Below are 12,455 nucleotides of genomic sequence, written 5' to 3' on the forward strand. Positions count from 1 at the left end.
AGCCAATGAGCGCTTCAACCGGAATCGCCGATGACATGGGTGGAAACGACAAGCTGACGCCCTCATTGACGTGACGAGAAGAATTGGAGCGTTCAGCGCAACTTCTTCTTGGACCGGTCAAATCGCCGGGACGCGCGATTTATGACATTTCCCGCGACGGAATGCAGCCGGGGGAACCGGAAAATCGCCAACTGTGGCTAACTGGTGATAGGATGACCAATCGCCGCGGACGCATCGCGTAAGGTTACCGCCGGCTCGAAATTTGCATTCTGTTACCTTCGCGCTATCATCGGCGACAGAGAATATCTTTCTTTTTTCAGACGTTTACGAATTACAGGGCGCCCGCCGCGAGCCGCCGCCCTCCGAGACTAAGGCCAGGTGCTGCCATGAGTACTGAAGGCCCCACCTCATCGCCGACCGAAGCGGCGCCCCGGCGCCCCAAGGTGATCAAGACAAATCAGCAGCAGGTTTTCCTCTACGTCGTGCTCACCCTGCTGCTGTCGTTCGCCACCGTCTGGGGCGGTCGCGCCTTGGTGCACAATTCGGAGACGCTGACCTTTGCCGTCGGTGCTCCCAACAGTGACGAGGCGCTGTTCGCGGCCAAGCTCGCCACTGTGCTGAATGACAACGCCTCGCGCGTCCGGATCAAGATCGTCAACAACGCGGACAGCGCCAAGGCGCTCGCCCAGTTCGACCGCAAGCAGGCCGATCTCACCGTCCTGCGCACGGATGCCAAGGTGCCGCTGCGCGCGCGCACGCTCGCGATCCTCGAGCATGATCTCGTGCTCCTGCTGGGCCCCGGCAACAGGAAAATCAAGTCGATCGCCGATCTGAAGAAGAGGAAGGTCGCGGTCGTCGCCGAGAATGAATCCTCCCTCGCCTTCGTCCGCAGCATCCTCGACATCCCCGACGCTGCGAGGATCCAGATGGCGCCGCAAGGCGCGACGCTCGACAAGCTGTTCGCACCGCCAAACGGCTTTGGCGCTGTGATCGCCATCGTCCACGCCTCCAGGGCTGTCAGGGACAAGGCCTATGAGCAGGTCGCCAGGCGCGGCGGCTTCACGCTCAACGCGATCGACGAAGTCAAGGCGCTGGCGCGCAAATTCCCCGGCATTTCCGAGGAGACGCTGACGGCGGGCACGCTGTCGGCTTCGCCGCAAATTCCCGACGACGATCTCGACACGATCGGGCTCGAATGGCTGCTGGTTGCGCAATCCAGGATGGCGACGTCCACGGCAGGCGAACTGGCCCGCACCATCTACGAGAACAAATCCGCGCTCGGACTCGACAACGGCTTTGCCACCAGGATCGAGCCGGCCTCCATCGAGAAGGACGCCTTCGTGATGGCGCACCAGGGGGCCGCCGACTACATCAACGACGACACCAAGTCGTTCATGGATAGGTACACCGACCTGATGTATGTGGGCGCCGCCGCGCTCAGCGTCATCGGCTCGATCTTCGCGGCGATCTACGCCAAGATCACCCGCATCGCGCCGGGGAAGGCCAGCGAGCTCTCGACGGCCATCCTCGACATCGGCGAGCGGATCGAGCACGCCCACTCGCTGGATCAGCTCGAATGTCTCCAGGACGAGCTGGAGGCCATCTTGCGCGGTGCCGTTATCGGCCTACGAGACGGCACGATCAGTACCGACGGGCTCGACACCTTCAAGCTCGGCTACGAATTCGTCCGCGACGAGATCGGCATGCGCCGCGACTATTTGAAACGTCATGCCAGCGAAGCCGAAAAGACGGTGCGCGATGCCGGCCCGGCCCAGCTGGACGACAGCAAGGTCGTGGTGGTGAAGACCGCCCAGAGCGCCTGATCCACCGGTTTGGGGCCGCTGCCGTCAGCGCCGCTCGGCCGCCTGGAACTCCGCCCATGCGCAATTGTTGGTTTTCCGGCTGCAACCGGAGAACGCGGCATGCGTGCACTCCTCATCATCCTCCTTCTGGCCATGCTGCCGGCGGTCGGCTACTTCGCCTATTCCGCAATGGCGATCGAAGGTGATCCGATCCCGACGGAAGGCTATGTGGCGCTGGCGCTGGGCGCGGGGTTTTCCGTCATCGTCGGCGTCGGGCTCATGGTGCTGCTGTTCTTCAGCAGCCGCCGCGGCTACGACGAGCCGCCAGATTTCAAGTAGGCACTCCGCCAGCGACGACGGCACGGACGAGCAGGCCCGGCGCAGCGGCACCGAAAGAGCGGCCTGCACCGTCGTTGACGGCCTCCTCCCGGGCGGGCACTTTGGCGCCGACGTCCCAACCGGGGCCTCAAGCCTTGCCCGAGACCGAATAGCCTGCCCGCATGTCCAAGCTGCTGATCTCCGCTCTTCCGCGTGTTGATGGCGCGGCATCCCGATCTCGCGGAGACCATCGACGCGGACGCAAAACGCCGCGCGCTCGAGAACAAGTACAATGGAGACAAGAATGTCGGACACCGCCGACGCAGCCACCGGCCCCCTGCTCGAAATCGCCGGCGCACGCGCCACCATACGCCTCAATCGGCCGAAACATCTCAACCGGCTCCAGGCGGAGGATCTCGGCGAACTGACAAGACTGTTCGACCGGGTCGAGGCCGATCCCGATATTCGCGTGCTGGTGCTGACCGGCACCGGGCGCGCCTTCTCCGCGGGCTATGATCTCAATTCGGTGGCGGAGCGCGCAGTCAGCGCGAGCGAGCAGCAGAGCGCGGGCTCGGCCTTCGAGGTGGTCGTCAACCGGCTGGAGGATTTGGGCGTACCGACCATCTGCCGGCTCAACGGCGGCGTCTATGGCGGCTCGACCGACCTCGCGCTCGCCTGCGATTTCCGGATCGGCGTCGATACCGCGGAAATGTTCATGCCGGCGGCGCGGCTTGGGCTGCATTATTACCCGGGCGGCATCAAACGCTACGTGACGCGTCTCGGCGCGGACAATGCCAAGAAGCTGTTCCTGACCGCGCAGAAGATCAGCGCGCCGGAGATGCTGCGCATCGGCTATCTCACCGCGATGGTGCCGGTGGAACTCCTCGACGAGGAAGTCGACAGGCTCGCTGGCGTCCTCGCCGGCAACGCCCCGCAGGCAATGCGCGGCATGAAGCGCGCCATCAACGAGTTCGCTCGCGGCGAGCTCGATGAACCCGCCGCCGACCAGCGCCACCGCGACAGCATGCGGGGCGACGAGATCAAGGAAGGCATACAGGCGTTTGCCGAGAAGCGAGCACCGCGGTTTTGAGCGGGGACTGCTGCCGGCGACGACGGTCAGGCAGTGTACGGCCGTGCCAAATACTCGATGTCGTCCCGGACAAGCGAAGCGCATATCCGGGACGACAGCGGAAATTGGCGGACCAGCTCAGCCCCCAACCGAAGCGGCATGCTGCGCCGCCATCTCGGCGTCGGCTGCCGTGATGCGCTGGAACGCCGGTCGCGCCGTCATCCGTTCGGCATAGCGGACGAACACGTCCTTCTTCGGCACGATGCCGAACATCATGGTCCAGCTGAACGCGACGCCCCACAACACGTCGGCGGCCGTCATGCGCTCGCCGAGCAGATACGGGCCCTTCGACAGCTGCGCCTCGAGCGCACCTAACATGGTGTCGTAATCGGCATAGGGCGATTGCGTGATCGGCGCCGGCTCGCGCTGCATGAACTTGTCGATCAGGGCCGGCTCGAACGAAGACCCGTAATACGCGATCCAGCGCAGATAAGGGCCGCGCAGCGGATCGTTCAGCGCGGGCGTGAGGCCGGCCTGCGGAAACAGGTCGGCGAGATAGATGGTGATGGCGACCTGCTCCGTCACCAGTGCCTCGCCGTGACGAATCGCCGGCACCTTGCCGAGCGGATTGATGGCGAGATAGGCGGGCTTACGCTGCTCGCCGGCCTTCATGTTGAGGACATGGAGATCGTAAGGAGCCCCCAGCTCCTCCAGCAGCACCCGCGTGCCGGTGGCGCGGCTTTGCGGCGAGTAATACAGCGTGATGCGGTTTGGATCGGTCATGGCGGTCTCCATCGGGCCTTTTGGCGATGGCGCAGCTTGTAGCCGGCCATACCTGACATCTTCTGTCAGGTATGGTTTAAGGGATCATGCGCGCGAGCCGGATGCTGTCGATCCTCACCACCCTCCAGGCCCGGGGGCGGGTCACCGCGCCCGCGCTCGCGGAGGCCTGCGAAGTCTCGGTGCGCACGATCTATCGCGACATCGACGCGCTCGCGGCGTCCGGCGTTCCCGTTTACGCCGACCGCGGCGCGGAAGGCGGCTATCGCCTGCTCGACGGCTATCGCGTGCGGCTGAACGGCCTGTCGCAGAGCGAGGCGGGCGCGCTGTTCCTGGCGGGATTGCCCGGCCCGGCGGCGGCGCTCGGGCTCGATGCCGCGATGATCGCCGCGCAGAACAAGCTGATGGCTGCGCTGCCCGAGAATCTGCGCGAAGACGCCGAGCGGATGCAGGAGCGTTTTCACCTGGACGCGCCGGGCTGGTTCGGCGAGGCGGAAGACCCAAAGCACCTGCGCGCCATCGCCGGCGCCGTGCTGCGCGGGACGCTGATCAGGATCCGGTACCAGAGCTGGCGCGCGGAGAAGCAACGCCGCGTCGCGCCGCTCGGCCTCGTGCTGAAGGGCGGCAGCTGGTATCTCGCCGGCCAGGTCGACGACAGCGTGCGCACCTATCGCGTCGCGCGCGTCCTCGACTGCACGGCGCTCGATGACCGCTTCGATCGTCCCGCCGGCTTCGATCTCGCCGCGTACTGGCAGGCCGCGACGCTGCGCCTCGAGGCCGAGATGCATCCCAATGTCGCGATCGTGCGGCTCTCGCCGCTCGGCGTCAAACTGCTCGACGCGCTGAGCCAGCCCTACGTCAAGGCACGCACGCAGCTTGAAGAGGCCACCGATGCCGATGGCTGGCGCATTGCGCGAGTCCCGGTCGGCAAGACGTCGTGGCACGCCGCGGCTGAATTGCTGCGGCTCGGCCCCGAGGCCGAAGTGCTGGAGCCCGCCGATCTCCGCGAGAAGATGATCGAGCTGACGCAGGCGATGGCCATGCGCTATCGCGCAGTGCGAAAAGCCCGACGGCGGCACATTTTGCCGCAGTCCACGAAACAATCCTGAAACACGATTCCTCCCTCGCGCCATGAACGCATTCGCGTTTCGTCTCGACCGAGATGCAGGGACACAACAACGGCCTCGCGCCAAACTGGAGAATGAAGATGTTTCGTAAGCTTGCACTTGGTCTGATCGCCGCCGGCTCGCTCGGCGTTGCCGCTCTCGCCCCCACCGCCGCCTCGGCCGGCGGTTTCCATAGCCATCACTGGGGTCACCATCATCACTGGGGTCCCGGCTTCGGGTTCGGCGGCGTCTACGTCAACACCGGCGTCAGCAACTGCTACCAGGAGCGCCTCGTCCGGACCCGTCATGGCCTGCGCGTGCGCGTCGTGAATGTCTGCGCCTACGGGATCTATTGATACCTTGCTTCCGCGACAAAGCTCCGGTCGCGCCGCGACCGGAGCTTTTCGTCGGCCAAAGCACGACGTGATTGTCTACGCTGTCCTTCGGGTCCGGATCATGCACTAAAGCGCGATGCGATTAGGATGAATCGTCATCGCGCTTTGGGTTGTTGTTTGAGCATGATCTTTTCGGAAAACCGCTGCGCACTTTTCCGGATCATGCCTTAGCCGGCGGGCCGCTGCCGGCGAAACCAGGCCCAGGTCTCGCGCGTCGTTCTGATGTAGCCGCGGCCGCGATGGACGATCTCGCCATCGACGATCTCGTTCAGCTTCGGCAACGCGTGAAAGGGGATCGAGGGATAGGCGTGGTGCTCGACATGGTAGGGCATGTTCCACGCGAACCATTTGACGACCGCGCCGGTATAGGTGGTGCGAGTGTTCTGGAAGGCGCTGCGGGTGCGGTCGCAACCTGTATGCTCCGCGTAAAGGTAGGGCCGCAGGAAGAACTGCCCGATGATGAGCGGCACGATCCAGACCCAGAGCAGCAGCGTTGAGGAAAACCAGAGTGAGAGCGCGAGCAGCAGTGCATAGAGTGCGACATGGATTCGCGCCTCCGTCACGATAACGGCGCGCTTGCCCTCGGGAATCCACGGCACGGTGACCTTGCCGGTGAGCGCATGGCCGAGCATCAGCTGCAGCCGGCCGGCGACCTGGAGCAGGCCGCTATAGGCCAGCGCAAGCTGCGTATCGGATGTCGGCTTCGCCCCGACGATCAGCTCGGGATCCCTCGCCGGATCCTGCGTGTAGCGGTGATGGTCCCAGTGAAACAGGCAGTAATATTCGTAAGGCAGTCCGATGATGAAGGCCGAGAGATAGCCCACCGCGAGATTGAGGCTGCGGCTCCTGAACGCGGTCTTGTGCGCGGTCTCGTGCACTGCCATGAACAGGAAGGCGACGACATAGCCCTGCGCCGCCATCAGCGGCAGCGCCCAGAGCACGCCCCACGTCGCCGAAACTTTCCAGATCAACGCGCCTACCAGCAGGATCACGCCGTAATGGCCAAGGCTCTGCATCGCCCCCCTGATATTGGAGCGAACCGACAATTCGCGCAGCATGGCCGGTGTCAGCGGCTTCAGGCGATGACCGGGCTCTGAAACGGTTGAGTCGCTCATGATCGGTTGCCTGCTTTACTTGCTGAGAAGCTCGGCGATCTCGGCCTTGATGAAGGCCTGGTCGCGCGGATTGTTGACGGGGTTGCCGGCGCGATGGCCATGCAGCGATGGGATCGGATGCAGCACGGCTGATGTCGCATTGACGAGCCGGCCGAGTTCGTCCTCGTTGTCGCGGACGTCGAAATAGCGATCGGTCGCGCCCGGCATCAGCAGCATGTGTGCCTTGATCGCCGCCAGCGCCCGATCGAGATCGCCTGCGAATGTCGGGCAGCGGCTGACGTCGCCATTCTGCCAGATCCCGATCTGCGCCAGGAGGTCGTTGGCGTCGCGCCGCGCAAACGTCGCGTCCCAGGCACGGACGAGATAATCCTCCAGCGATGTGAAGCCGGCCTCGCGCCACAGCTCGTCGCGATAGAAGCCGTGCGACATCGCCCAACCGGCATAGACGCGCCCCATGGCGCGATAGCCGGCAACGGGCTTTTCGACGAAACGGCCGTCGCGGAAGGCGGGATCGGCAGTGAGCGCAGCCTTCACGCTTTCCAGGAAGACATAATTGTAGGGCGCGCAACGGGCGCTGCCGCAGACGACCGCGGCACGCTCGACCATGTCAGGATGCAGCGCCGCCCAGTGATAGGCCTGCATACCGCCCATCGACCAGCCATAGACCAGCGCAAGCCTTGAGATGCCGAAGCGTTCGGCGAGCAGCCGGTGCTGGACCGCGATGGCATCGTGATAGGTCACCGCGGGGAAGGGCACGGGCGTATTCGACGGCGAGGACGACAGACCGTTGCCGAACAGGTTCGGGATGATGATGAAGTAACGCGTAGGATCGAGCACGCCGTCGGGCCCGATCAGCCATTCCGTATCGGTGTGCTGCGCACTGAACGAGGTCGGATAGAGGATGACGTTGTCCCGGGCCGGGCTCAGCGTGCCGAAGGTCTTGTAGGCGAGCTTCAAGGAGGGAAAGACAGTCCCGGACCGGAGCAAGACGTCCCCGGCCTCGAAAATCTCGTAGTCGCGATACGCCGTCATGCATTCAGCTCCCGCTCACGGAGGCCGCAACACCCCACGGCTTCCGCGATGCATCGATCATGCCGGACCCGCAGATGCGTGGTTTTGCGGCAGGGCCCAATAACTGTACTTATAGTACAGTTATTTGAGGCCGGCAAGATAAATCCGATCCGCAGGTCCGGCTCAGGCGATGGCCGACAGATAGCGCGCGACCGACGCCGCGAACGCGGCCTTGGCGCCGCTGGCGATGTTGCGGCCCCACCAGGCTCCGTAGATCCGGTCGAAGGCGAGCGGCTCGACGGCGGCCGCGATCCGCCGCACCGCGGCGGCGCCCAGCGGCATGTAATTCGGATAGGAATACATGAAGCTGACGAAGCGGCGGTCCATCGTCACCTGCGCGATGTCCCCGGTGAGCAGCGCGCCCCTGCCGTCCGCACCACGCGCGCAATGCAGCATGGTGGCGCCGGCGAAGTGCCCGCCGGTACGCAGCAGCAGCACGTCATCGGAGATGCGATGGCTCTCGCCGGTCCAGTGCACGATCGCCGGATGAGGCCGTGTGACAAAAGCGCGGTCGTCGGCGTGCAGATAGACCGGCACCCCGCCAAACGTGTCGCTCCAGTCGGCGACCGCGCCGTAGTAATGCGGATGCGAGATCGCGATGGCCTTCAGCCCGCCGAGTGCTGCGACATATTGGATGGCCTCGTCGGTCGCCAGCGGAATGCAATCCCACATCACGCAGCCGTCGTCTTGAGGCACCAGCAGCGCGCGCTGCCCGATGGCAAAGCTCGGCTCCATCCCGATCCCGGTGAGGCCAAGATCGTCGCGTCCCACCAATCGATGCCGCCGCGCGAGTTCCTCGCGCGCGAGAAAGGTCTGTCCTTTCCAGTTCACGAACTGCCGCTCGTCCTCACAAATCGGGCAGGAGTCAGGCGGCGCTCCGCGTGAGGGAAATTGAGCGCCGCAGGTTTCGCAGGTCCAGAGGGGCATGACTCGTGCTCCGTGGGATGATCGCAGGATGCCATTGCGGACAAGCTCTCGGCAAGATCGATGGCCGGCAGCAGTGACTGGAACCAACGCGAGGAGCGCCAGTTACGTTCAGGTCTCCACGTCAGAATGATTGGCCAAAGGGATCACGACACACGAAGAGCATGTTCGAGTATCGATGGCATCGCGGTCCCCCACCTCGTCCTGTATCTGGCCTTTGTTCGCGCTCAACTTCTTCATGGCCGACATGCAGTCGGGCATCGGGCCGTTCGTCGGGGACTTGCCGCGGTGGCCGAGGAGCAGGCGAACGGGCCGAGCTTCGTCGCGACCAACGTGGTGATCGCGCAGGGCGTGATGATCGTGACGTCGCTGATCGCGATGCAGGCCGCGAGCAAGCGCAACTACTGGCCGGTGATTCTGGTCTCCTTCATGTTCCTGCCGATCCGCGGCGTGCTTGCCTTCTTCGTCACGGGATGGTGGGGCGTCGTGCCGATGCAGGTGCTCGACGGCATCGGCACCGGGCTGCAGACTATCGCCGTCCCCGGCATGGTCGCGCGCTCGCTCAACGGCACCGGTCGCATCAATCTCGGCCAGGGCGCTGTGATCACGGTGCAGGGCATCGGCGCGAGCCTCAGTCCCGCGCTTGGCGGCTGGATCGCGCAATGGATCGGCTACGGACCGACCTTCCTGCTGCTCGGCGGCTTCGGGCTCGCGTCGATCGCGCTATGGCTGGCCTTCGGTGCGACCGTGAAGAAGTATTGAGGCGAGATCATCACGTCCCGAAATTCTTCTGGATCGCCTCGTCGAGCGTCTCGCCGCCGACGAAGCGCTGGCGCAGCTCGCGCTTCAGCAACTTGCCGCTCGGATTCTTCGGCAGGCTATCGACAAAGATGACGCGCTTGGGCACCTTGAAATGCGCCATCTGGCCGGCGCAGTGCTTGATGACGGCGTCCTCGTCCAGCTTCTCCCCGCTCTTGACCACGACGATCGCGGTCACCGCCTCGATCCAGCGTGGATCGGGCAGGCCGACGACAGCGACCTCGGAGACGGCGGGGATGCGGTAGACCATCTCCTCGACCTCGCGGCTCGCGACGTTTTCGCCACCGGTCTTGATCATGTCCTTGACGCGATCGACCACGGTGATGTGGCCTTCGTCGTCGACCGTGGCGAGATCGCCGGAATGAAACCAGCCGCCGGAGAACGCCGCCGCCGTCTTCACCGGATCGTTGTAATAGCCGGACAGCAGATGCGGCGAGCGGTGCACGATCTCGCCGACCTCGCCGACCTTGACGTCCTCCATCGCCGTGTTGACCACGCGCGTTTCGACATTGAGCACGGGCTTGCCGGCCGAGCCGGCCTTGCGCAGCTGATCCTCCGGTCGCAGCACGGTCGCAAGCGGCGCGATCTCGGTCTGGCCGTAGAAATTCCAGAATTTGACGTTCGGCAGGCGGCGCTGCAGCTCGAGCAGGACCTCCACCGGCATGATCGAAGCGCCGTAATAACCCTTCTGCAATGTCGACAGATCGGTGTTGTCGAAATTCGGCGAGCGCAGCATCGCGATCCAGATCGTCGGCGGCGCGAAAAAGGACGTGATCTTGTGTGCCTTTATCAGCGCCAGAACATTGTCGGCGGTCGGCTTGCCCGTGATCACGCCGGAGGCGCCGAGATAGATCTGCGGGCCAAGGAAGACATCGAGCTGAGCGCAATGATAGAGCGGCAGGGCGTGCAGAAACTTGTCCTCCGCGCTCATGCCGCCGTCGATGATGCAGCTGACATACTGCCACATCACCGCCTCGTGGGTCAGCATCGCGCCCTTGGGCAGGGATTCCGTGCCGCTGGTGTAGACGATCTGCGCGAGATCGCGGCTGTCGACCGATGCGTCCAGGAACGAGCCGTCCGCGTCGAGGAGATCGTCGAAAGTGATGAGGCCCGCGGGCGCCGATGCGGGATCCTCGCCCGGCAGCCAGATCGTCTTCTCGACCGCGCAATCCTTCGCGCTCGCCGCGCGTGCGGGCCCGACGAAATCGGGGCCGGTTGCGAGCAGTTTCGCGCCGGAGCTCTTCAGGATAAAATTGATCTCGTCCGGATTGAGCATGAAGTTGATCGGCACCAGCACGGCGCCGATCCGCGCTGCCGCGAAGCGCAGCGCGGCGAAGGCGTGCGAATTGCGCGACAGCACGGCGATACGATCGCCCTTCCTGACGCCGAGCCCGAGCAGGCCGCGGCCGAGCCGGTTGCAGATCGCGTCCATCTCGGCAAAGGTCCAGCTCACATCGCCGCAGCTTACCGCGAGCTTGTTCGGCTCGCGGCCCGCCGAGCGGCGCAAGAGATCGCCTATCGAATGCTCGCGCGCTTTCGAGATGGTGGCTGCGATGTCGCCGGTCATGTCCTTCCCCCTGAATCCTTGTTCTGCATGAATGGGAGCCTGGGCGCTCGTCGGCCCACCGCATTCAAACGTATTTTGCGTTTGCGCAAACGTAGTCGGCACGATTGGCCGCGTCAAATCGACCGCCTGCGCGGCGCCGTCACGCAAGAATTGACGCTCCGGAGCGGCAAATCTGGGCTCGTGCACCAACTATAATATTGGGGGAAATACCATGTGCCGGATTATGTGCGCCGCATTTGCGGCCGCACTCGCTTCGTTTTCTGTCGGCCCTTCTCATGCCCAGCAGGGCCCTCTCAAGATCGGCGTCCTCTCCGACTTCTCGTCCGTCTATTCCGACATCGGCGGCATGGGGAATGTCGAGGCCACCAAAATGGCGATCGAGGACTTTGGCGGCAAGATGTTCGGCAAACCCATCGACATGGTCAGTGCCGACGTGCTCAACAAGCCCGACGTCGCCTCCACCATCGCCCGCAAATGGTGGGAGACCGAAGGCGTCGACATGATCATCGATCTGCCGACTTCGGCCACCGCGCTCGCGGTGATGGAGCTGTCGAAGCAGTACGAGAAGATCATGATCGTGACGGATGCAGCGAGCTCCGACATCACCGGAAAGTCCTGCTCGCCCTACACGGCGCACTGGACCTACGACACCTATGCAAACGCGCACACGGTCGGCAGCGCCATCGTCAAGAGCGGCGGCGACACCTGGTTCTTCCTGACCGCAGACTACGTGTTCGGCCATTCGGTCGAGCGCGACACCGGTGACGTCGTGAAGGCCTCCGGCGGCAAGGTGCTGGGCAGCGTCAAGCATCCCCTCAACACGGCGGACTTCTCCTCGTTCCTGCTTCAGGCACAGGCTTCCAAGGCCAAGATCATCGGCCTCGCGAACGGCGGGGGCGACACCATCAACGCGATCAAGCAGGCCGGCGAGTTCGGCATCGTTGCCGGGGGCCAGAACCTCGCTGCGATCGTGATGTTCATCTCCGACGTGCACAGCCTCGGGCTCAAGCTCGCGCAAGGCCTGATCGTCACCGAGGCTTATTATTGGGACCTCAACGACAAGACTCGCGCCTTCGGCAAGCGCTTCATGGAGCGGGTCAAGCGCATGCCGACCATGAACCAGGCCGCGACCTACAGCGCCACGCTGCACTATCTCAAGGCCGTGCAGGCCGCCGGCACCCGCGACACCAAGACGGTGATGGCCAAGATGCGCGAGCTGCCGGTGCGAGATGCGTTCACCGACAACGGCGTGCTGCGCGAGGACGGCCGCATGGTGCACAGCATGTACCTGTTCCAGGTGAAGAAGCCTGAGGAATCGAAGGGGCCCTGGGATTACTACAAGCTGCTCGCTGAAGTTCCCGCCGACCAGGCATTCCGGCCGCTGAAGGACGGCGGCTGCCCGCTGGTGAAATAAGACGGCCCGGATCGCGCCGACGGCAATCCTTCGACAAGTCTCGCTCGTCCGCCTGGCCAATCAGGGCGGACGAGC

Annotated in this window: 11 protein-coding genes and 1 pseudogene; 7 read left to right on the forward strand and 5 right to left on the reverse strand. The window is 64.3% G+C overall.

The genetic code is table 11. The features are described 5' to 3' along the window. Positions 1-386: 386 nt before the first annotated feature. The 3 genes from ACSHT2_RS16910 (at position 387) to ACSHT2_RS16920 (ending at position 3,210) form a co-directional block, all read left to right on the forward strand. The gene (locus tag ACSHT2_RS16910) at positions 387-1,823 is read left to right on the forward strand and encodes a TAXI family TRAP transporter solute-binding subunit (RefSeq protein ID WP_440642547.1); all 1,437 of its coding nucleotides are present in this window, start codon (positions 387-389) and stop codon (positions 1,821-1,823) included. 99 nt (positions 1,824-1,922) lie between these two features. Beyond that, the gene (locus ACSHT2_RS16915; RefSeq protein WP_440642548.1) at positions 1,923-2,141 is read left to right on the forward strand and encodes a hypothetical protein; all 219 of its coding nucleotides are present in this window, start codon (positions 1,923-1,925) and stop codon (positions 2,139-2,141) included. 283 nt (positions 2,142-2,424) lie between these two features. Next, positions 2,425-3,210, forward strand: coding sequence for an enoyl-CoA hydratase/isomerase family protein (locus ACSHT2_RS16920; RefSeq protein ID WP_440642549.1), 786 nt, complete (start codon positions 2,425-2,427; stop codon positions 3,208-3,210). Positions 3,211-3,327: 117 nt separating this feature from the next. On the opposite strand, the gene ACSHT2_RS16925 is transcribed toward ACSHT2_RS16920, so the two are convergent. Beyond that, on the reverse strand, positions 3,328-3,972 hold the full coding sequence (locus tag ACSHT2_RS16925; protein ID WP_440642550.1) for a glutathione S-transferase family protein: 645 nt from the start codon (positions 3,970-3,972) through the stop codon (positions 3,328-3,330). 86 nt (positions 3,973-4,058) lie between these two features. Between ACSHT2_RS16925 and ACSHT2_RS16930 the strand changes: the two genes are divergently transcribed. Continuing rightward, positions 4,059-5,078 carry a helix-turn-helix transcriptional regulator gene (locus ACSHT2_RS16930; RefSeq protein ID WP_440642551.1) on the forward strand — a complete coding sequence of 340 codons (1,020 nt, stop codon included), beginning with the start codon at positions 4,059-4,061 and terminating at the stop codon, positions 5,076-5,078. Between the two features lie 98 nt (positions 5,079-5,176). Further along, positions 5,177-5,431 carry a hypothetical protein gene (locus tag ACSHT2_RS16935; protein WP_319328807.1) on the forward strand — a complete coding sequence of 85 codons (255 nt, stop codon included), beginning with the start codon at positions 5,177-5,179 and terminating at the stop codon, positions 5,429-5,431. A gap of 206 nt (positions 5,432-5,637) precedes the next feature. Here ACSHT2_RS16935 and ACSHT2_RS16940 read toward each other — a convergent pair whose 3' ends face one another. The 3 genes from ACSHT2_RS16940 to ACSHT2_RS16950 form a co-directional block, all read right to left on the reverse strand. After that, positions 5,638-6,585 carry a fatty acid desaturase gene (locus ACSHT2_RS16940; protein ID WP_440642552.1) on the reverse strand — a complete coding sequence of 316 codons (948 nt, stop codon included), beginning with the start codon at positions 6,583-6,585 and terminating at the stop codon, positions 5,638-5,640. Between the two features lie 15 nt (positions 6,586-6,600). Next, a complete protein-coding gene (locus tag ACSHT2_RS16945; RefSeq protein WP_440642553.1) occupies positions 6,601-7,617 on the reverse strand; it encodes an alpha/beta fold hydrolase in 1,017 nt (338 codons plus the stop codon). A 162-nt stretch (positions 7,618-7,779) separates the two neighbouring features. Beyond that, positions 7,780-8,583, reverse strand: coding sequence for an MBL fold metallo-hydrolase (locus ACSHT2_RS16950; RefSeq protein WP_440642554.1), 804 nt, complete (start codon positions 8,581-8,583; stop codon positions 7,780-7,782). A 189-nt stretch (positions 8,584-8,772) separates the two neighbouring features. Between ACSHT2_RS16950 and ACSHT2_RS16955 the strand changes: the two are divergent. After that, positions 8,773-9,342: pseudogene (locus ACSHT2_RS16955) on the forward strand (MFS transporter); the annotation flags it as partial. 10 nt (positions 9,343-9,352) lie between these two features. On the opposite strand, the gene ACSHT2_RS16960 reads toward ACSHT2_RS16955, so the two are convergent. Next, the gene (locus tag ACSHT2_RS16960; protein WP_440642555.1) at positions 9,353-10,966 is read right to left on the reverse strand and encodes an acyl-CoA synthetase; all 1,614 of its coding nucleotides are present in this window, start codon (positions 10,964-10,966) and stop codon (positions 9,353-9,355) included. Between the two features lie 223 nt (positions 10,967-11,189). On the opposite strand from ACSHT2_RS16960, the gene ACSHT2_RS16965 reads away from it, so the two are divergent. Continuing rightward, a complete protein-coding gene (locus tag ACSHT2_RS16965; protein ID WP_440642857.1) occupies positions 11,190-12,380 on the forward strand; it encodes an ABC transporter substrate-binding protein in 1,191 nt (396 codons plus the stop codon). Positions 12,381-12,455: the final 75 nt, after the last annotated feature.

This window comes from Bradyrhizobium sp. PUT101 (assembly GCF_052043945.1).
In the GTDB taxonomy this organism is placed as follows: Bacteria; Pseudomonadota; Alphaproteobacteria; order Rhizobiales; family Xanthobacteraceae; genus Bradyrhizobium.